At 64.8% G+C, this 18,909-nt stretch carries 18 protein-coding genes and 1 tRNA gene; 3 read left to right on the forward strand and 16 right to left on the reverse strand.

Annotated elements, in window-relative coordinates; translation table 11 throughout:
- The first annotated feature begins 59 nt into the window (after nt 1-59).
- Entirely contained in the window at nt 60-2,327 is a 2,268-nt protein-coding gene (locus BGP17_RS12120; RefSeq protein WP_286712153.1) for an FdhF/YdeP family oxidoreductase, read from the forward strand.
- Here the strand turns inward: BGP17_RS12120 and mobA are convergent.
- The 3 genes from mobA to BGP17_RS12135 all read right to left on the reverse strand — a co-directional run bounded on the left by mobA (nt 2,324) and on the right by BGP17_RS12135 (nt 3,889).
- Nucleotides 2,324-2,863, reverse strand: a complete 540-nt coding sequence (gene mobA / locus BGP17_RS12125; RefSeq protein ID WP_286712155.1) for a molybdenum cofactor guanylyltransferase — start codon at nt 2,861-2,863, stop codon at nt 2,324-2,326. The genes BGP17_RS12120 and mobA overlap by 4 nt on opposite strands.
- Nucleotides 2,860-3,636 carry a formate dehydrogenase accessory sulfurtransferase FdhD gene (gene fdhD, locus BGP17_RS12130; protein WP_286712156.1) on the reverse strand — a complete coding sequence of 259 codons (777 nt, stop codon included), beginning with the start codon at nt 3,634-3,636 and terminating at the stop codon, nt 2,860-2,862. The genes mobA and fdhD overlap by 4 nt, the downstream gene beginning before the upstream one ends.
- Before the next feature lie 121 nt (nt 3,637-3,757).
- Nucleotides 3,758-3,889: a hypothetical protein gene (locus tag BGP17_RS12135; RefSeq protein WP_286712157.1), complete on the reverse strand. Its 132-nt coding sequence runs from the start codon at nt 3,887-3,889 to the stop codon at nt 3,758-3,760.
- Between the two features lie 251 nt (nt 3,890-4,140).
- Here BGP17_RS12135 and BGP17_RS12140 point away from each other — a divergent pair, with 251 nt between their 5' ends.
- Together BGP17_RS12140 and map are read left to right on the forward strand one after the other, a co-directional pair.
- Entirely contained in the window at nt 4,141-4,347 is a 207-nt protein-coding gene (locus BGP17_RS12140) for a ParD-like family protein (protein ID WP_167300262.1), read from the forward strand.
- Nucleotide 4,348: 1 nt separating this feature from the next.
- Nucleotides 4,349-5,128, forward strand: coding sequence for a type I methionyl aminopeptidase (map, locus tag BGP17_RS12145; protein ID WP_286712159.1), 780 nt, complete (start codon nt 4,349-4,351; stop codon nt 5,126-5,128).
- A 393-nt stretch (nt 5,129-5,521) separates the two neighbouring features.
- Here map and BGP17_RS12150 read toward each other — a convergent pair whose 3' ends face one another.
- From BGP17_RS12150 to BGP17_RS12210, 13 genes are all read right to left on the reverse strand, one after another.
- Nucleotides 5,522-6,925 carry a pepsin/retropepsin-like aspartic protease family protein gene (locus BGP17_RS12150; RefSeq protein WP_286712161.1) on the reverse strand — a complete coding sequence of 468 codons (1,404 nt, stop codon included), beginning with the start codon at nt 6,923-6,925 and terminating at the stop codon, nt 5,522-5,524.
- Nucleotides 6,926-7,049: 124 nt separating this feature from the next.
- A complete protein-coding gene (locus BGP17_RS12155; protein WP_286712162.1) occupies nt 7,050-8,498 on the reverse strand; it encodes a pepsin/retropepsin-like aspartic protease family protein in 1,449 nt (482 codons plus the stop codon).
- Nucleotides 8,499-8,576: 78 nt separating this feature from the next.
- Nucleotides 8,577-8,900, reverse strand: coding sequence for a hypothetical protein (locus BGP17_RS12160; protein ID WP_286712164.1), 324 nt, complete (start codon nt 8,898-8,900; stop codon nt 8,577-8,579).
- A gap of 40 nt (nt 8,901-8,940) precedes the next feature.
- On the reverse strand, nt 8,941-11,091 hold the full coding sequence (locus BGP17_RS12165; protein ID WP_286712166.1) for a peptidase domain-containing ABC transporter: 2,151 nt from the start codon (nt 11,089-11,091) through the stop codon (nt 8,941-8,943).
- A complete protein-coding gene (locus BGP17_RS12170; protein ID WP_286712167.1) occupies nt 11,088-12,404 on the reverse strand; it encodes an HlyD family secretion protein in 1,317 nt (438 codons plus the stop codon). Before BGP17_RS12170 ends, BGP17_RS12165 begins: the two co-directional genes overlap by 4 nt.
- Nucleotides 12,405-12,944: 540 nt before the next feature.
- Nucleotides 12,945-13,020: transfer RNA gene (locus tag BGP17_RS12175), tRNA-Val, on the reverse strand.
- Nucleotides 13,021-13,075: 55 nt separating this feature from the next.
- Nucleotides 13,076-14,041, reverse strand: coding sequence for a helix-turn-helix domain-containing protein (locus BGP17_RS12180; RefSeq protein ID WP_286712169.1), 966 nt, complete (start codon nt 14,039-14,041; stop codon nt 13,076-13,078).
- A 127-nt stretch (nt 14,042-14,168) separates the two neighbouring features.
- Nucleotides 14,169-15,101 (reverse strand): hypothetical protein, encoded by a 933-nt coding sequence (locus tag BGP17_RS12185; protein WP_286712172.1) that lies wholly within the window; start codon nt 15,099-15,101, stop codon nt 14,169-14,171.
- Between the two features lie 23 nt (nt 15,102-15,124).
- Nucleotides 15,125-16,537, reverse strand: a complete 1,413-nt coding sequence (locus BGP17_RS12190) for an NAD(P)(+) transhydrogenase (Re/Si-specific) subunit beta (RefSeq protein WP_286712174.1) — start codon at nt 16,535-16,537, stop codon at nt 15,125-15,127.
- Nucleotides 16,538-16,540: 3 nt separating this feature from the next.
- On the reverse strand, nt 16,541-16,819 hold the full coding sequence (locus BGP17_RS12195) for an NAD(P) transhydrogenase subunit alpha part 2 (RefSeq protein WP_086127554.1): 279 nt from the start codon (nt 16,817-16,819) through the stop codon (nt 16,541-16,543).
- 29 nt (nt 16,820-16,848) lie between these two features.
- The gene (locus BGP17_RS12200) at nt 16,849-17,613 is read right to left on the reverse strand and encodes a hypothetical protein (RefSeq protein ID WP_286712176.1); all 765 of its coding nucleotides are present in this window, start codon (nt 17,611-17,613) and stop codon (nt 16,849-16,851) included.
- Nucleotides 17,610-18,731, reverse strand: a complete 1,122-nt coding sequence (locus BGP17_RS12205) for an NAD(P) transhydrogenase subunit alpha (protein ID WP_286712178.1) — start codon at nt 18,729-18,731, stop codon at nt 17,610-17,612. Before BGP17_RS12205 ends, BGP17_RS12200 begins: the two co-directional genes overlap by 4 nt.
- Complete coding sequence (locus tag BGP17_RS12210) at nt 18,728-18,868, reverse strand: aa3-type cytochrome c oxidase subunit IV (RefSeq protein WP_167300242.1); 141 nt, start codon at nt 18,866-18,868, stop codon at nt 18,728-18,730. Before BGP17_RS12210 ends, BGP17_RS12205 begins: the two co-directional genes overlap by 4 nt.
- Between the last annotated feature and the right edge of the window lie 41 nt (nt 18,869-18,909).

Here is an 18,909-nt window from a genome sequence, read left to right on the forward strand (position 1 = left end):
GCGGAGATCATCTTGGCGCCAGCGGGGAATATGTTCTACGAAAGTCGGGGAGTTGCGCGATGGTCGACGACACGCCTCGGTACAAGACCTACAACCATCCCGCCGGTGGCTGGGGCGCCGCGGCGGCGACCGCCAAGGTTCTGCTCGAGCAGAGCGTCATCACCAAGGGCTCGCGTGCCCTCCTCTCGATGAACCAGCCCGGCGGCTTCAAATGCCCGAGCTGCGCCTACCCCGACGCCGACTGCAAGAAGACGCTCGATTTCTGCGAGAATGGCGCCAAGGCGCTCGCGCATGAGGCCACCAAGTTCCGCGTTACCCGGGATTTCTTTGCACAGCACACCGTCACCGAGCTGATGGAGCAGACGGACTATTGGCTGGAGATGCAGGGCCGCCTCACCGAGCCGATGCGCTATGACGCGGCGTCGGACAAATATGTGCCGGTGCGCTGGGACGAGGCGTTCGCCACGATCGGCCGCCATCTCCAGGCGCTGGACAGCCCCGACGAAGCGGAATTCTATACCTCGGGACGCACGCCGAACGAAGCGGCCTTCCTCTATTCCATCTTCGTGCGCGAGTTCGGGACGAACAATTTCCCCGACTGCTCGAATATGTGCCACGAGCCGACCAGCCGCGGCCTGCCGCTCTCGATCGGGATCGGCAAGGGCACCGTGGTCATGGAGGATTTCGAGCATACCGACGCCATCTTCATCCTCGGGCAGAATACCGGCACCAATTCGCCACGCATGATGAGCAACCTGGTCGAGGCGCGGAAACGCGGCGTCCCGATCGTCGCGGTCAATCCGATGCCGGAGCGGGCGCTGATCCGCTTTACCGAGCCGCAGGACATCGTGCAGATGGCGACGTTCGGCTCGACCCCGATCACCAGCGAGTTCGTGCACATCCGGATCGGCGGCGATCTCGCACTGCTGAAGGGCATGATGAAGGTCATGTTCGAGCGGGAAGCGGCCGGCGAGGCAATCCTCGATCACGATTTCCTCGCCGAGCACACGATCGGCATCGAGGCGGTCCGGGACGAGGTCCTGGCCCTCGCATGGCCCGATATCGTCGCCGCCTCCGGCGTCGAGGAGGCGCAGATCCGCCGCTGCGCCGAAATCTATATCCGCGCCCGCGCGACGATGATTTGCTACGGCATGGGCATCACCCAGCAGCTGCGGGGATCCGAGCTGGTCCAGCAGGTCGCGAACCTGTTGCTGCTCAAGGGCAATTTCGGTCGGCCCGGCGCCGGCATCTCGCCCATCCGCGGCCATTCCAACGTCCAGGGCGACCGCACCGTCGGCATCGACGAAAAGCCGTCAGAGGCCTATCTCGACCGCGTCCGCGACGTCTTCGGGTTCGACCCGCCGCGCGCCCACGGCCACCACACGGTCGAGAGCGTGGCGGCGATGGAGCGGGGCACCGCCAAGGTCTTCATCGGCCTCGGCGGCAATTTCGTCCGTGCCGTCCCCGACACCGACCGGTCCTATGCGGCGATGCGCAAGCTCGCCTTGACCGTCGGGATCACCACCAAGCTCAACCGCGGCCATCTCGTTCACGGCCGCGAGGCGCTCATCCTCCCCGTCGTCGCGCGTTCCGAGGCGATCCGCACGGCGCTGGGCGAGCAGTTCATCACGGTCGAGGATTCCTTCTCGAACGTCAGCGCATCGCGCGGCGTTCTGGAGCCGGCGAGCCCGGACCTCATGCCGGAGGTGGAGATCGTCTGCCGGATGGCGATGGCGACGCTGCCGGCGAGCAAGGTGCCCTGGGCCGATTATATCGACGACTATGGCCGCATCCGCGACAGGATCGCTGACGTCTATCCGGCGATCTACAGCGATTTCTCCGAGCGTATTCAGGCGCCCAACGGCTTCCACCTCGACGTGCCGCCGCGCCGCCGCGTCTGGCAGACCGCCAATGGCAAGGCCAACTTCCTGGTCCTGCCCGGCCTTGAGGTGAACGCGCCGGTCGCCGACCCGGAGATGCTGCGCCTCGCCACGGTGCGCTCGCACGACCAGTTCAACACGACGATCTACAGCTACAACGACCGTTATCGCGGCGTGTACAACGATCGCATGGTCCTCTTCATGAACGCCGAGGACCGCACCTGCCGCGGACTGGAGGCTGGATCGCGCGTCGCGCTTGAGACGATCAGCGACGATGGGATCGACCGCCGTGTCGAGGGGCTGACGCTCCTTGACTATCCGATGGCTCGCGGATCGGTCGCCGGCTACTATCCGGAGCTCAATCCGCTTCTGCCGCTCGACTATCACGACAAGACCAGCGGCACGCCGGCCGCCAAGTCCATTCCGGTTCGCGTGGTGGCCGGCTAGCGCGGCGCGGTGCGGGCGGCGGCCGCCTGTGCCAGGTCGGCCGGCGTATTGATGTTCGGAGGCGCAAAATCCCCCGCCACCGCCCGCGCGCCGATCCGCGCGGCAAAGGCGCGGACGGATCGTCCGCCATCGCCGGCCAGCTCGGCGTCGAGGTCGGCCAGGGCGGTGGCGGGCCACAGCCCGATGACCGGCTGCCCGGCCAGGCAGGAGGGAGCAGGATCGAGAAGTCGAAGGATGTCGGGCGGCAGCCAGACGCAATCGACGGAGATGCTGAGCACCTGGGCAAACCCCTGGTCGTTGGCATAGGCCAGTGCACCGGCGAGGCCGCCCAGCGGTCCCAGCGCGGGGCGCGGCCGATCGTCGATGGACATCAGGTCGGGCGAGGCTCGCCCGGCGATCGCCAGCGCCTCGCAAAAGGGCCGTAGCGCATCGATCGCGTGGTCGAGCAGCGCCCGGCCGCCCAGCATCGCCACCGCCTTGTCCGATCCAAAGCGCCGGGATTGGCCGCCGGCCAGAACGACGCCCAGCGTTCTCATGCGATCATCCGCTGCGCATCGCTGACGATCAGCGCCGAATCCGTTCGCGCGAGCGCAACCAGCGTCAAGCCGGCCCCCGCCGCCCGCTCGGCGGCCAGGCTGGTCGGCGCGGAGATGGTGACGAGCATCGGGCAGCCGGCGCGCACCGTCTTCTCGACCAGTTCGCAGCTGCACCGCGCGGATAGCAGGATGAACCCGCCCGCCGGATCAATCCCTCCGAGCGCCAGCGCGCCGATCAGCTTGTCGAGCGCGTTGTGCCGGCCGACATCCTCGCGCACGCAAAGGATCTGGCCGTCCGCCGTGCAGAACGCGGCGGCGTGGACCGCGCCGGTCTCCCGGCCGAGCGGTTGATGGTTCCGCAGGGACGCCAGGGAGCGCGCGATGGCGGCGCTGTCCACGCGGATCCGAGCGGTGACGTTCGGCAGCGGGCGCAGCACTTCGTCGATATTGTCCATGCCGCACAATCCGCAGCTGCTTTCGGAGACGCGCCGGCGCGCGCGCGCGCGCACGCGTTCCATTCGCTCGGGCGCCAGCCAGATTCGCACGGCCCACCCACCGGCGACCTCATCAACATCGACGCCGTCGACCTCGTCGGGCCGGTCCACCAGATTTTCACCCAGGGCGAAGCCGAGCGCATAGTCGTGAAGGTCGGAAGGCGTGGCCATCATGACCGCATAGCCGAGGCCACCGATCTCGACCGAGACCGGTGCCTCGATCGGCACGAGCCGCGTCAACGCCTCGTTTCCGGATTCCGCAAGGCCGAGCCGGCGCATGGGAAGCTCGATCGCGCTGGCCGGTGACGGGCTCACGCCGCCGTGGCCCGTGCGGGGCCGGACGCCGCTAAGATCGCGGAGCGTGAGAGGCGCGCGGCAACGGGCTGGGCCTCGATAGACGTCATGGTCGTCCTCCGGATTCAGACCGCCCATCATAGGCGCCGATGCCAAGGCGGCGATAGCCGGTTGCCCAGATCGGCTCGGCAGGCTCGAAACGGCGCCAGCGCAGGCCGGCGGCGTCATATGTCGTCATGTCCACGATCTTTCCGCCATGCCTTATCGCTTCGCGCAACGGGCCAGCCTTTCGCATATCCCGGGTGAGCAGAACGGAGGTTAGGGAGGCTGCTCCAGGGGCCGCGCCGGCCTCATTGTGGCCAAGCTGGCTTCCACGAGATGGTTAAGTCCTGGAGTGCCCATAACCGGTCGTGCGTCAGAACGAGCCCTTGACGGCATGATATACGTTTCATAAACGGTTCGTATATCGTGCAACATTCGAGGTAATCCATGGGCATCGTGAAGATCGACGACCACCTGCATGATGATATTCGTCGGGCCAGCACGGTGATGTGCCGCTCCATCAATGCGCAGGCGGAGTTCTGGATGAAGATCGGAATGTTGGCCGAGGCCAACCCGACGCTTTCCTTCAACGACATCACGAAGATGCAGCTGGAAGCGGCAGACGTGCATCCAAAGGATTTGGTGGCCGCCTGACATGGTGAAGACACCCGATGAACTGGCGCTCATGCGTGCGTCAGGCAAAATGCTGGCATCGGTCTTCGAGATGCTGGACGGACAGGACCTTATCGGCATGTCGACCCTGCACATCAACGACCTGGTCGAAGCTTTCATAACCGACGATCTCGCCGCCCGCCCAGCAAGCAAGGGACAATATGGGTTCGAGTATGTCCTGAACTGTTCGATCAATCATGTAGTCTGCCACGGCGTACCCAGCTCGGGCGAGATCATCCGCGACGGCGACATCGTGAATTTCGACGTCACCCTGGAAAAGAACGGCTTCATCGCGGATTCGAGCAAGACCTACCTGGTCGGCAACGTCCTACCCGCTGCACGGCGGCTCGTGCGGGTCGCCCGTGAGGCGATGTGGCAGGGCATAGGACAGGTCCGCCCCGGAGCCCATCTTGGCGACATCGGCTTTGCGATCGAACGGCATGCCAAGAGGAACGGATACTCGGTCGTGCGAGAATTTTGCGGGCATGGCATTGGCCGAGAGATGCACGAGGAGCCACAGATCCTCAATTTCGGGCGGCCCGGAACGGGTCTGAAACTGCGCGAAGGCATGGTCTTCACCGTCGAGCCGATGTTGAACCAGGGCACCCGCAAGGTTTCCACTGCTGACGACGGCTGGACGGTCGTAACCAATGATGGGAAGCTCTCCGCCCAGTTCGAGCATACGGTCGCCGTCACGAGAACCGGCGCCGAGATCCTGACGCTGCGTGGCGACGAAACACCGATGCTGGAAAGCAGAGCGTGATGTTTCCGATGCCCGCTTTGGCCCCTAGTCGTCCAGGGCCAGCTCGCGCTCGGAATGGAGGGAGACAGCCTTGTGATTGAGGCTGGAGATCACGTCCTCGAGAGCAGCCTTGCGCATCCACACCCGTGATTCATGCCCTGTGCCATGGCGCCACCGTGTCCAACAGCGGGCGCGTTGGAAGAGAAGAAGACGTGAATCGCAGCCCCCTCGCAGTGCGACGGAGTGACAAACACTCCTGGTCCGGCCGTCGAACCAGCTAAGCGTGGACGAAAGCCCAAGCCAATTCGCTCACTCTACGCTCCTGACAACCGAGTGGATCGATCCGTCGACCCTCGGTGCGGTGATCGCGCCCTAGTGGATTCCGCGCGGGTAAGCCTGCTTTGCTCGCCGAAATTATGGTTGCCCCGGATTTGCAGTGTTGGGAAGGGCGGCAGCTCTTTTGGTCCGAGCGATTTCCTTCCAATAGTTCGCGACGCCAGGTGCGTTCAGCACGATCGAGCACGTCTTCGCCAGTTCCTCGCCGGACAGCTCTCCGTTCACGCAGCCGGCGAAGGCTTCGGTCACCCTGCCTACCCCTGCCGGCTCCGGAATCGGCGGGCTGCCCGCTGGAAAGGCCGCGTCCGGTGCTCCGGGGAAGGCCAGAAAGTCGCGAGCCTCGATCGAAACCGTCGGGCCGCCACAGAGGCCGATCCTGGCCGTCTGGCCGACGGGAGGGCTGATGTCGCCATATTTTCCCGCAAGCGCTTCGATGGTCTTGCCGTTGAGCGCGCAGATCCGGTCTCCCGCCTTGAGGATTGTCTCCGAGGCAGGCGAACCTTTCATGAGATGGGTGATGCGCAGCGCTTTCCCGTCAGGGCGGTACTGGATGCCTATCCTTGGCCGATCGATGACTCGGGCCGTGCGGTCGGCGCCGTAGAAGGCGAGCGCGCTGTTTCCCGCATCAAGCACAAAGTTGGAGCGCCTTAGCAATCCAGTGCCGATCGAGGCAGGAATGCTTCGCCTGGAAAGTGGTCCGCGTTCAGGGTCGATTGATGCTATGGCAGGCCCCATCGAACGCGTCCCGATGCGCACCGCAGGCAAGCTCACCAGCCCGCTGATAACCGGGCCACCAGCGCCCACGCTTCGAATGTCGCTGCGTACCGGAGCTGCGCATTCCCGCAGCTTCTCCTGTTCTGACGCCAGATTGAGGTCGCTGTTGGCGCCGGTGTCCAGCAATGCTTTGACCGGTAGTCGGCAAATCTCGACATCGACAATGGGAAGGTGGGTTCGTGTTTCGATCGCCACCGTCACCGTGTCTGCGCCTTTCGGCAAATCGCCACCTAATAGGAAGCGGGCTCGGCGATTCTCCCAATCGATCTGCAGCGTGAGGCCCATGAGCATTTTGATGCCGATCGTGACGCCGACGCGCTCGTCGAGCGACAAGGGCTGATCGGTCACCGCCACCATTTGATTGAGGAGTGTGATCCCGCCGATCACCAGAGAGCCAGCGCGCCGGATGGGATAGTGGCTGATGCCGCCATAGCCGTTGGCGGAAATTCTCTGTTCATCCTTGGCCCCCTCGCCGGCGGGCAGGAGCCTCGAAGAAATCACCGCCACATCCGATACGGTCGATCCCGTGTCGACATTGGCATAGGTCGCCTGTCCGTTCACCGTCACCGGAATGATGATGCCGCCCCACCCCCCGCTGGATAGCGGGAGCCATTGCAGTGCCTGGGTGGCGTTGAAGCCGAAGCGCGCCTCGGGCTGGGCCTGAGGCTGGGCTTGGGCAAGGAGAGGGAACATGATGAGGCTGATCATTACGGCCGCCGAGGCGAGTAAGTACTCCATGGAGATTCGGCCTCTTCGAAACGGTGGGCGTCGAACCCGCCGCCCAGCCGACCGTGTGCGCAGGGCCTGCACTCCAAACAGCCCGAACGAGGAACTAGCGACTTCCGGGGCTCTTGGCCCCGGAAAGGGCAGCGGCCCTCTTGGTACGAGCAATTTCCTTCCAGTAATTCGCTACCGCAGGGGCATTCAGTACGATCGAGCATGCTCCGGCCAGTTCCTCGCCGGACAGGTCTCCGTTCACGCAGCGGGCGAAGGCGCCGGTAACCTTGCCTACACCCGCTGGCTCGGAAACTGCCGGGGCGCCCGCCGGAAGGGCCGCATCCGGTGCTCCGGGAAAGGCCAGAAAGTCGCGAGCCACGATCGAAACCGTCGGGCCGCCACAGAGGCCGATCCTTGTGGTCTGCCCGACACGCGGATTGATATCGCCATATCTTCCCGCAAGCGTTTCGATCGCCTTGCCGTTGAGCGCGCAGATTCGGTCATTCGCCTTGAGGATTGTCTGCGAGGCAGGCGAACCCTTCATGAGATGGGTGATAAGCAGCCCATTCCCATCGACGCGATACTGGATGCCTATTCTCGTTCGATCGATAACTTTGGCGCTGCGATCGGGTCCGTAGAAAGCGAGCGCTGCGTTCCCGATGTCGAGCACGAAGTTGGATCGCCGTAGTAGCCCGGTTCCGACTGACGCCGAAGAGCCAAGCGCGGAAAGCGGTCCACCCTCGGGATCGATTGAGGCCAATGCCGGCCCCATCGGACGCTTCCCAATGTGCACTGCAGGCAAGCTCACCAGTCCGCTGATGACTGGGCCGCCAGCGCCGTTGCCGCGAATCGTACTTCTTGCCACACTCGCACATTCCCAGAGGTTTTCCTGTTCAGGGACCAGGCGAAGGTCGCTGTTGGTGCCAGTATCCAGTAGCGCCTTGACCGTGGTTCCGCAGATATTGGCATCAACAAAGGGGAGCTTAGATCGACTATCGATCACCACCATCGCGGTATGCTCATCCTTGGGCAGGTCGCCACCGAGCAGGAAGCGCGCACGACCATGTTCCCAATCAACTTGCAGTGCGAGACCCATAAGTAGGTTGATGCCGATCACGGCACCAACGCGCCCGTCTTTGGAGAGGGTTCTTTCCGTCGCCGCCACGGGCTGGTTGAGGAGTGTCGCCCCCCCGACGACCAGCGATTCGACGCGTCGCATGACATAGCGGCCCGCGCCGCCATATGCGTCGGAGGAAACAGTCTTCCCACCTACCGCCTTGCCGGCATTGGAGAGCAGTTTCGACGAGATGACCGCTACGCCAGGGGTGCTCAATCCGGTATCGATTTCGGCAAGGGTTGCCTGCCCGTTGACCGTCACCGGGACGGTAATGATCCCATTTTGCTCGTCGCCGGCGAGAGGAAGCCACTGCATCGCCTTGGTGGCATTGAAGCCTAAACGCGGTTCGGTCGTGTCTTGATCCTGAGCCCGCACCTCACGCTGCAAAGGTGGGAAAGCCGTAATAATACCGATCGAGGCGAGGAACATGACAAAGAAGCGCTTCATGGGGCCAAACCTTCGGGAAAGGGTGAGCGACGAAATCCGTCGCTCACCCAGGTGCCTAATATTTTCTGATGAAACCCGTCAGTCGTTCGGTGATCGGCCGCTGGCGGCGTCATTTTGGAGCTGCAGTTCTCGGGCCTCCGCAGCCCAGTTGGTGCTCCCGCTATTGCCGCTACCGCCTGAGCTTCCGCCGATGGTGACGGTCACGACGCCGCCGGTCGGGGGGACGCCGCCTGTCGGGCGGAGGTCAACCGAAACACCGCCACCGCTCCAGACGTTGACGCCGCCGCCACCGCCGACACTACCGCCCACGTCGGGGCCGGTGGGCTTGGGCATGGGGCTGTGGTCCTGCCGCAGGCCCCCGGACACGAAACCGATCTCGTCATTGAAAAGCTCGCGAAGCATGGAAATATCCTTCTCTGAAGAATGACAATTTGCGTGATGTTCAGGCGACTTTGGTCAAATCTGGCTTTTCTCCCGGCTCCTCCTCTCTTGATGTCGCGATGATGCGCCCGCGTTCCAGCTCGAGGACGCGATCGGCATTGGCGATGGTGCTGTCCCGGTGCGCGACCACGACGCAGGACAGGCCCATTTCTCGTAGCGATGCATTGACCCGCGCTTCGGTCGGCCCGTCGAGATGCGCGGTGGCTTCGTCCATCACGAGCAAGCGCGGCGACCGGTACAGGGCGCGGGCCAGCAATACGCGCTGCTTCTGGCCGCCCGAAAGCGCCGAGCCCATGTCGCCGACCAGCGATTCATAGGCCATCGGCATCGCCATGATGTCGTCATGGATGATCGCGCGCCGCGCGGCGTCCTCGACGCGCTCAAGATCGATCTCGGGGTCGAAGAAAGCGATGTTCTCGGCGATGGTGCCGGCGAAAAGCTGATCGTCCTGCATGACCGAGGCGACCTGCTCGCGATAGGCGCCGAGCATCGCGGGCGTCAGACGCCTGCCGTTGACGAGGATATGGCCCTCGCTCGGCGGCGCCAGCCCGAGCAGCAGCTTCAACAGGGTCGTCTTGCCGCTGCCCGAGGCCCCGACGATGGCGAGCGTCTCGCCGCGGCGGATCGAAAGATCGACGCCCTGGAGAATCTCGGGATCGCCGATGGCATAGGCGAAGCGTATGCCTTCGAGCTCGATCGTCTCGATCTCTCCGCCAAGGCCGCCGGGCGTGGCTCGGGGTTCGGGTGCCGTGAGCGCGATGTCGCCGATCCGGCCGAGCTGCACATCGAGCATGCGATAGTCGATCGCCCGGCCGACGACGTTGAGGCTCGAATTCAGGAATTGCTGCTTATAGGCGGCGAAGGCCGTGATCATGCCGACGGTGAAGGCATTGGCCATGCTGAGGCGGATCGCCAGATAGACGAAAAGTATATTCTCAAGCGCAACGGTTGCGCTGTTCGCGGCGCTGAAGATCGCCTGCATCCGGGCGATCCGCACGCTCGCATTGACCACCTGAACCCGGCGGGTCTGCCAGACGCGCAGCCGCTCCCGCTCGCGGCCGAACAGGCGAATGGGAACGATGCCGCGGATGGTCTCGATGAGCATCGCCTGTTCGGCGGCCTGGGCCTGGATGATGCCGATGCTTTCCGCCTTCAGGGAGCCGAAATAGGCCAGGCGCAGCAGCACATAGATGCCGAGCGCGGCGAGTGTGACCAGGCTCAGCATCGGGGAATAGAGGAACATCAATCCGAGCGTGATCGTCGACAGGCACGCATCGATCACCGCCTGGATGAGGCCGCCGCTCAACAGATCGGTGATCGGATGCGTGGCATTGAAGCGGGTGAGCACGTCGCCGACCGAACGGCGCTCGAACCAGGGCACGGGCAGGCGCGCCATGTGGCGGAAGAGATTGGAGACCAGCCGATACCCAAGCTCGTTCGAAAGGCCCGCTACGGACCAGGCCCGGACGAGACTGGTGACCTGGCTCAATATCGCCACGGCGCCGAAGCCGAGCGCCAGCGCGGTGAGGAAATCCTGATCCTGCGACGGGATGACATTGTCGATGCCGAGCTGGAGATAGAAGGGCGCCGCCAACACGAAGAGTTCGATCAGCAACGACAATATCAGGATTCGTCCGAGCGCCGGGACGAGTCCGGACGTGCTGGACCAAAGCTGCCACAAGGACAGCTTCGCGCGCTCGCGCCGGCGCTCGAAGGCGATGGCGGGATGCAGTTCGATCAGGACGCCGGTGAACAGCTTCGACAGCTCCTCCCGGGACAGGCTTCGCGCGCCCAGAGCCGGATCGTTGACGAGATATCGCGCCTTGGCGCCGCGGCCCTTGATGGCAGTCAGCACGACGAAGTGGTTGAGGCCCCAATGGAGAATGGCCGGCAATGCGACTTCGCGCAGATCCTCGGGTTCGCCGCGCAGCGGTCGCGCGTCCAGCTTCATTTGGTCGGCGACCTGGAGCAGGGTCGCCAGCGTCATCCCTTTCATGCTCGCTCCGAAGCGGACGCGCAGGGACAGCATGTCGATCTCATGCCCATGATAGCCGGCGATCATCGCCAGGCAGGCGAGACCGCATTCCGCGGCCTCGTCCTGATGCACCATCGGCACACCGCGGCGCGAGAGGCGAAGAGCGACGTCGCTCATGCGCGGGACCGTACCGCGTGGATCGGCTCCAACAGCCAGTCGAGGAAACTGCGCCGATCGAGCACGATATCGGCCTGGAGGGTCATGCCGGGTTCCAGCGGAAGATCCTCGCCGAAGGCGCGGATGCGCTGCCGGTTCAGGCTGACGCGCAGTCGATAGACCGGTTCACCGAGCTTGAGCGCTGAATCGACTTCTTCCGGCGCCAGTGCCGAGCGCGAGATGGTCACGATGCGGCCATTGAATGTGCCGAAGCGCTGATAGGGGAACGCATCGTAGCGCAAGCGCACTTCCTGTCCGACCCGCGCCAGGCCGACGGCGCGCGAGGGCGCAAACAAGGTGACTTCCATTCTGGAATCGACGGGCACGATGGCAAGCAGCGGCAGGCGTCCGTCGCTGCTGCGGCCAGTGGTAGCCTGAAGCGCGGTAACGCGGCCCGTTATCGGCGCGGTGATGGTGAAACCGCGTGCATTCTCGGCTTCGATACGACGCTCCTCCAGACCGGCGAGGGATCTGCGGAATTCGGCATCCCTGGTCGAATGATCCCCCGGCAGTTTCAGCAGATCCGCCTGCGCGGTTCCGCGCCGTTCCGACAATTGGGACATTTGCTGGACGGCAGCCTGATATTGCGCCGCCGCGTTCAGCCAGGCCTGGCGGCGCCGCTCTTGCTCGGTCTGCGAGACAAAGCCCCTCGAGCCGAGCGCGCCCAGCGCCTCGAACGAGCGCCTGGTCGACTCGACCGCTGCCTGCTGAAACTCGATCTGCTTGGCAAGCTGGCTCTCCTCGCGATCGAGATTCGAGATCAGCCGCGTCAGCCGGACCCGTTCGGCGTTGGCGCGATCTTGTTCGCTGCCGATCTGTTGCCGGATTGCGTCCATCTGGTGGGTGAGAGACGCGATCTGTCCGTCGCCAGGGGAACTGCCATTGGAAAGCGGTTGCTCGCTGCGGATACGCGCCAGGGGTTGCCCACTGCGGACAAGGTCGCCCTCCTTCACCCCGAGCCAGACGATCCGGCCTGGCCGATCCGCATGTACCTTGGTGAGTGCGCGCGCCGGCACGACCTGTCCGACCACGCGTTCGGTCCGCGCATAGCTCCCCATCGTCACCCAGCAGAACAGGACCGTCACGATCAGCACCAGAAGACCGGTAATGAGCGACAGGGAAACGGAGCGCGTGATGGCGACTTCCCCCTCCAGGCGCCGGGCATGCTCCAAGGCCTCGGGACGGAAGAGCGGACTGGCTATCCTGAGGAATTGCCCACGCGTTTCGTTTGCGGGCGGGATATCGCTTGAGGCGACAAGGTGCTCGGCTGCCACGCGGTCGTTTCGTGTAACATTACAGTCATCCACGAATACCCCCGCGACTCGCTCTACATCGCATGCAGAAATGCACGAATATATCGGGCGACAAAGGGAGTTCCCTGCCGAAATGGCTGTAATTTTCTTGAAAAGAAATGCCGTTACACTCGTGCCAGACGGCACCTCCTCAACCAGTATCGGCACGATATAATTTTATTTTCGTAGCAATTAATTATGCTCAGTCCGAACCAACAGTATCTGCGATCACCTAAGCTTTCTTCTGTATCTCAACGCACCGATTGGACTGCGACATCCCCGGTGCGTTGTTGAGACGCTCGGTGTGCGCTGGCGGCGCAATCGCATTGGGCGGAAGCGATACTCATCCGTCAGATGTCGGCTAAGGCCGCCCGTCGCGCCAAGATCTGCCGGTCCGCAACCGGCCCAGAATCGGTCACTCGACACCCAATCGAGCGTCTGCGGTCACCAAAGCCCCCCTCTGAGGCATCCTCATTTTGGATATGAGGCGGTCCCAATTGGGTACGACAAACCGGTGGGAAATGGTGGGCGCTGACGGGCTCGAACCGCCGACCCTCTCGGTGTAAACGAGATGCTCTACCAACTGAGCTAAGCGCCCCGGGCACGATGCCGGTCCCGATCCGATGCCAAAGCCGGAGCGCCGGAGCAAGCCCTCAAACGAGACTCAACCCCGCCCGGCGTACGGCGCCCACATAGCTGCGCATGCCTTGCTGCGCCTTCTCGCTCAACACGATATAGGCGCGGCGCCGGTCGCCGGGATCGGCCTCGCGGCGAAACAGGCCGGCATCGTGCATCGTGCCGATCCAGCGCAATGCCGTGGTCGGCGGAACCGCCGCAGCGATGCACAGGCTGGATACCGATACGCGCCGCCGCTCGAGCCCGGCGGCGAACAGGTCCAGCAGCATGTCCCAGGCGGGATCGGCGAACAGGTCGGATGCGAAATACTGGGCGCGCAGCCGGCGCGCGCGGATGACCGCACGGATCTCGGCGGCGGCGATCTCGGGCATGGGCTCGTCGGGCCCGCGATACTCCATGTCGGGCGCCCGGATGCCGGCGCGGCGCTCGATCTCGTCTTCCTCCGCAAACTCGCCCCGGGTCAGGCGCGCAAGGATATCGGCGATGCGCGCCACTTCGTCGTTGAGCCGGCGCAGGCGCACGGCCTCGGAATCGCGCGTGACGTCCGCCAAGGAAAGCCGCGCCGCCGCCTCTCCCCCGGCGACGACACCCAACAGCGCGGCCAGCAGCTCGCCGGCGCCCGGATCGCAGAGGAGCTGAGCGCGCGGCGCCCCCAGCAGCGCGCCGGCAAGGTCGATCTGGTCGGCCGGAAAGATGGCGACCAGCGCAGGCCCATCCTCCATGCCGCACATCGCCAGGCGATCGAGCAGGGGCGCCGGCACGGCCGCGCCGCCGGCCCGGGCGTCGAGCAGGACGAGATCGAGCCGGGCCGCGTCCAGCAAGGGCGCCGCAGCCGCGAAATCGGCCCGATCCCGCACCCGGATCCCGAGCGCGGCGAACGCCGCGTCCACGTCCGCGCCCGCCGCCTCCGCGATCAGCACCGCGTTGACGGCCAGGGCATAGGGCGCGCCGATCAGTTCGGGGGCCGCGGAAAGATTCGTCATCGCCCTCTCGGAGTCGCTCCATGCGCCGGAGAGGCCCAACCTCCGAAACGGATGCTCTGTCCGCTCCATTCCGGTTCTGATGGCGCGGCGCGGACGGGCGCAGGATTCATTGCCCGTCCGTTCCGAATCAGTCCATGACTGATCCGTCGGATTCGGCTGCAAACACCGCGGCTTCGCTCTCGTCGCCAAGAAGCTCGCGGGTGGCGCTGGCGAGCAGGCCCGGCCCCAGCGCCAGCCCCACGGCGAAGAACACCGCCCCCACCACGCCGAACAGGATCTTGGCGGCGAGCGGCATGGCGAACTGTTTGGCGGCGAACGCCTCGGCCGCCAGGCGCATCTGCTCCTGGTCGCCATTGGCCTGGATCAGCGCGGCGAAATACTCGCCCATCACCGCCCACATCACGATGCCGGTGGCGACGGCGAAGATCAGCCCGATCAGGAAATAGCAGGCGAAGAGCAGCCAGAAGCGGCCGCGCGTCAGCTCCCAAGCGGCGTCCAGGCTCATCCGTCGGCGGTGGAAGCTCAGCGGGAAGATCAGCGAGATGCGGACCTCCAGCCAGACCATGGCGCAGAGAAAGGCCAAGGCGAGCACGACCGAGATCGCGCCGGCGATCGCCCCCGTTCCCAGTGCGAAGCCGATGATCGTGATCAGCAGCAGCAACAGCAATTCGCCGATCAGCACCGCGGCGAAGACGCCGACACAGACCAGGACCACCAGCCCGAGCATCCGGAACTCGTCCATGCCGAGCCGCATGAAGGCGAAGCCGCCCTCCTGTGGCCGCAGCATCGCGCGGAACACCGCGTTCATCAGCACCACGACGAGCAGCAGCAGGCAGAGATAGAGGAGCAGCATCAGGCTGAACATCGGGCCCGCCCAGACCGAGAGCGCCGCCCCGGCATCGGCGCTGGCCGGCATCACCGTGCCGAACATCAACAGGCCCATGATCAGCGAAATGGCCAGCGAGCCGACGCAATAGGTAACGGCCCAGATCACCACCGCACCCGGCCGCTCGCGCAACAGCCCGAACGCACCGCCCAGAATCGAACCCACGCTCGCCATCACAATCTCCCCGTTCGCCGCCGTCAGTCGAGGCTCTTCACGATCTCCTCGACCATCTTCTTCGCGTCTGCCAGCAGCATCATGGTGTTGTCGCGGTAGAACAGCTCGTTGTCGACACCCGCATAGCCCACGCCGCCCATCGAACGCTTGATGAAGAGTACCGTCTTGGCCCTTTCGACGTCGAGCACCGGCATGCCGTAGATCGGCGAGGACTTGTCGGTCTTCGCCGCCGGATTGGTCACATCGTTGGCGCCGATCACGAAGGCGACGTCGGTCTGGGCGAATTCCGAGTTGATGTCCTCCAACTCGAAGACTTCGTCATAGGGCACGTTAGCCTCGGCCAGCAGCACGTTCATATGGCCCGGCATGCGCCCCGCGACCGGATGGATCGCATATTTCACCCGGACGCCATGCTCCTTGAGCTTGTCGGCCATCTCGCGCAGCGCGTGCTGCGCCTGGGCGACTGCCATGCCATAGCCCGGCACGATGATCACCTGCTCGGCCTGGCTCATCAGGAAGGCCGCGTCCTCGGCCGAGCCGCGCTTCCACGGCCGGTCGATCGCCTGGCCCGCCGCGCCGCCGCCATCGGTGGCGCCGAAGCCGCCGGCGATCACGCTGAGGAAGCTGCGGTTCATCGCGCGGCACATGATGTAGCTGAGGATCGCGCCCGAGCTGCCGACCAGCGCGCCGGTGATGATCATCGCGCTGTTGTGCAGCGTGAAGCCCATCGCCGCCGCCGCCCAGCCCGAATAGGAATTGAGCATCGAGACGACCACCGGCATGTCCGCGCCGCCGATCGGCACGATCAGCAGGAAGCCGATGACGAAGCTGAGCGCAGTGACGGTCCAGAACACCCAGGGGCTCTGGTCGGTCACGAAATAGGCGATCAGGCCGAGGATGCCGGCAAGCACGCCCAGGTTGATGACGTGCCGGCCGGGCAGCAGGATCGGCTTGCCCGACATGTTGCCGTTGAGCTTGAGGAAGGCGATCACCGATCCCGAGAAGGTGATCGCGCCGATCGCGACGCCCAGCCCCATCTCGATCCGGCTGACGCTGAGGATCTCGCCGTCCGCGCCCAGGATGCCGAACGCGCCCGGATTGAGGAACGCCGCCGCGGCGACCAGCACCGCCGCCATGCCGACCAGCGAGTGGAAGGCGGCGACGAGCTGCGGCATCGCGGTCATCGCGATCCGTCGCGCGGTGACGAAGCCGATCGCGCCGCCGATCGCGATCGCCGCGCCCAGCTCGATCGGGCTGGCGATCTCGTGCGTGATCAGGGTGGTGACGACGGCGATGGCCATGCCGAGCATGCCCAGCCGGTTGCCCCGCCGGCTGCTCGCCGGGCTGGAGAGCCCGCGCAGCGCGAGGATGAAGCAGATGCCGGCGACCAGATAGGCCAGCGCCACCCAGGGATTGACAGGTGCCCCCTCATGCATGGCTCAGCCCTTCTTCTTGTACATGGCGAGCATGCGCTCGGTGACGGCGAAGCCGCCGAAGATGTTCACGGATGCCAGCGCCACGGCGACCAGGCCGAGCCATTTGGCGATCTCCGCGCCCGAGGCCGCCGACGCGATCAGCGCGCCGACGATGATCACCGAGGAAATGGCGTTGGTCACCGCCATCAGCGGCGTGTGCAGCGCCGGCGTGACCGACCAGACCACGTAATAGCCGACGAAGCACGCCAGCACGAAGATCGACAGGATCGAGATGAAGTCCATAAATTTGTGCCCACTCTATCTGACAGCGATCAGTAGAACCGTGTGTATTCTTGCGCGGTGAAGGGGCGCGCGACCATAGGCGAGAGTACCCGGACAGCAATCACGGCATCTTGCTTGCTCAACACCTCGATCTTGCAACCGAGAATCTCGAAGGTCATCGGCACTTTTTGGTCCTTAACACCGGTATAGCCGTCGAAACAGGGCTCGGACTTTCTTGGAGAATTGCCGATGCATACGCCGACATAGGCAATGCCGGTGATCTGATCGCGATGCGAGTATTTGATATGCAACCGGGGATACACATCCTCATCGCCGATCGAACGCTGTTCATAGGCCACCGGCTGAACCGGAGTCTGTTTGCGCGGGATCATACCGTAAGATTGGGGCACTCCGATCTTGCCGATGCCCAGTTGGAAGCTGCTCTCGAACTTTCCATCCCCATTTGCATCGGTAAGGCAGACGAAGGTCTTCGTGGTGCTGCCCAAGGGCGGGAACGAAAAGGTGCAGGCCACCCTTGTAACCGAAGTCAGCACCATCATGAGTGTGCCTGCGGGTACCAGCAGCGTGCCATCCGCACTTATGACATCGGCCTGCGCCGCGACGACCCGCGTCGGCAGCAGCCGGGCGGAAGCGATCACGTCATGCGGGTGGAGCATGCGAGTTCCGCTATCGATAGGCTGGGGATCGATTACCCAGATCGCCACATAGCTCTCCTTGCCTTCAAGCGCCGGAGCCGATGCGTGCGCCGGGATGGATGTGGGCGCCAGCAGCGCCGCGCTCAGGGCTAGGATCATCCTAACAGCCTCTCGTGCACCACCTTGCCGCCCTGGGTCAGGCGGATGGCGTTGCCGATCTCCTCGTCGAGGACCGGCCTGCCCTGCTCCTTGTCCCAGAAGGCGGAGAGGAAGTTGAACAGGTTGCGGGCGAACAGCGCAGAGGCATCGGTGGCGAGGCGCGAGGGCACGTTCCTGTGCCCGACGATCTTAACGCCGTGCCGCTCGACGATCTCGCCCGCCACGGCGCCCTCGACATTGCCGCCGGCCTCGACCGCGAGGTCGACGATCACGCTGCCTGGCTTCATCGTCGCGACCTGCGCGTCGCTGATCAGGCGGGGAGCAGAGCGCCCCGGGATCAGCGCGGTGGTGACCACGATGTCCTGCTTGGCGATGTGCGCGGAGACCAGTTCGGCCTGGGCGGCCTTGTACTCGTCGCTCATCTCGGTGGCATAGCCGCCGGTGCCTTCGCCCTCGATGCCCTGCACCGCTTCGACGAAGATCGGCTTGGCGCCGAGCGACAAGATCTGCTCCCTGGTCGCCGCGCGCACGTCGGTCGCCGAGACCTGGGCGCCGAGGCGCCGCGCGGTGGCGATCGCCTGCAGCCCCGCCACGCCCACGCCCATCACGAAGACCTTGGCGGCGGAGACGGTGCCCGCCGCGGTCATCATCATCGGGAAGGCGCGGCCATATTCGGCCGCCGCATCGAGCACCGCCTTGTAGCCCGACAGGTTCGACTGCGAGGACAGGATGTCCATCGACTGGGCGCGCGTGATGCGCGGCATGAACTCCATCGCCAGCGCCTCGAACCCGCCGCTGGCATAGGCATCGACGCGGGCACGCTCGCCAAAGGGATTCAGGCCTGCGACGATCCATGCCCCCGGCTTCGCGCCCTTCAGGCTCGCCGGATCGGGGCCCTGCACGCCCAGCACGATGTCGGCGTCCTTCAGCGTCCCCGCACGGTCGCCGATGGCGGCGCCCATGTCGGCATAGGCCTGGTCGGCGATCGAGGCGTCCAGGCCCGCATTTGCCTCGACGGCCACTTCGGCACCCAGCGCGACGAACTTCTTCACCGTTTCCGGAGTCGCGGAGACGCGCCGCTCGCCGGCGGCGGCCTCCTTCAGGACCGCGATCTTCACTTGGCGGAGATCAGGAAGACGACGAGGGCGGCGATCAGGGCCACGCCGATCGTGCCCCAGAACATCATCGCCTTGAAACCATTCCAGGTCTGCTCGTGCGCCTTGAGCTGTTCGGCGCTGTCGACCGTATCGACCATTCGTCTCTCCCCTTGAAACGTGAATTGGCCTGACCTTAGCT

It is taken from the genome of Sphingomonas sp. 67-41 (assembly GCF_001899725.1).
In the GTDB taxonomy this organism is placed as follows: domain Bacteria; phylum Pseudomonadota; class Alphaproteobacteria; order Sphingomonadales; family Sphingomonadaceae; genus Sphingomonas; species Sphingomonas leidyi.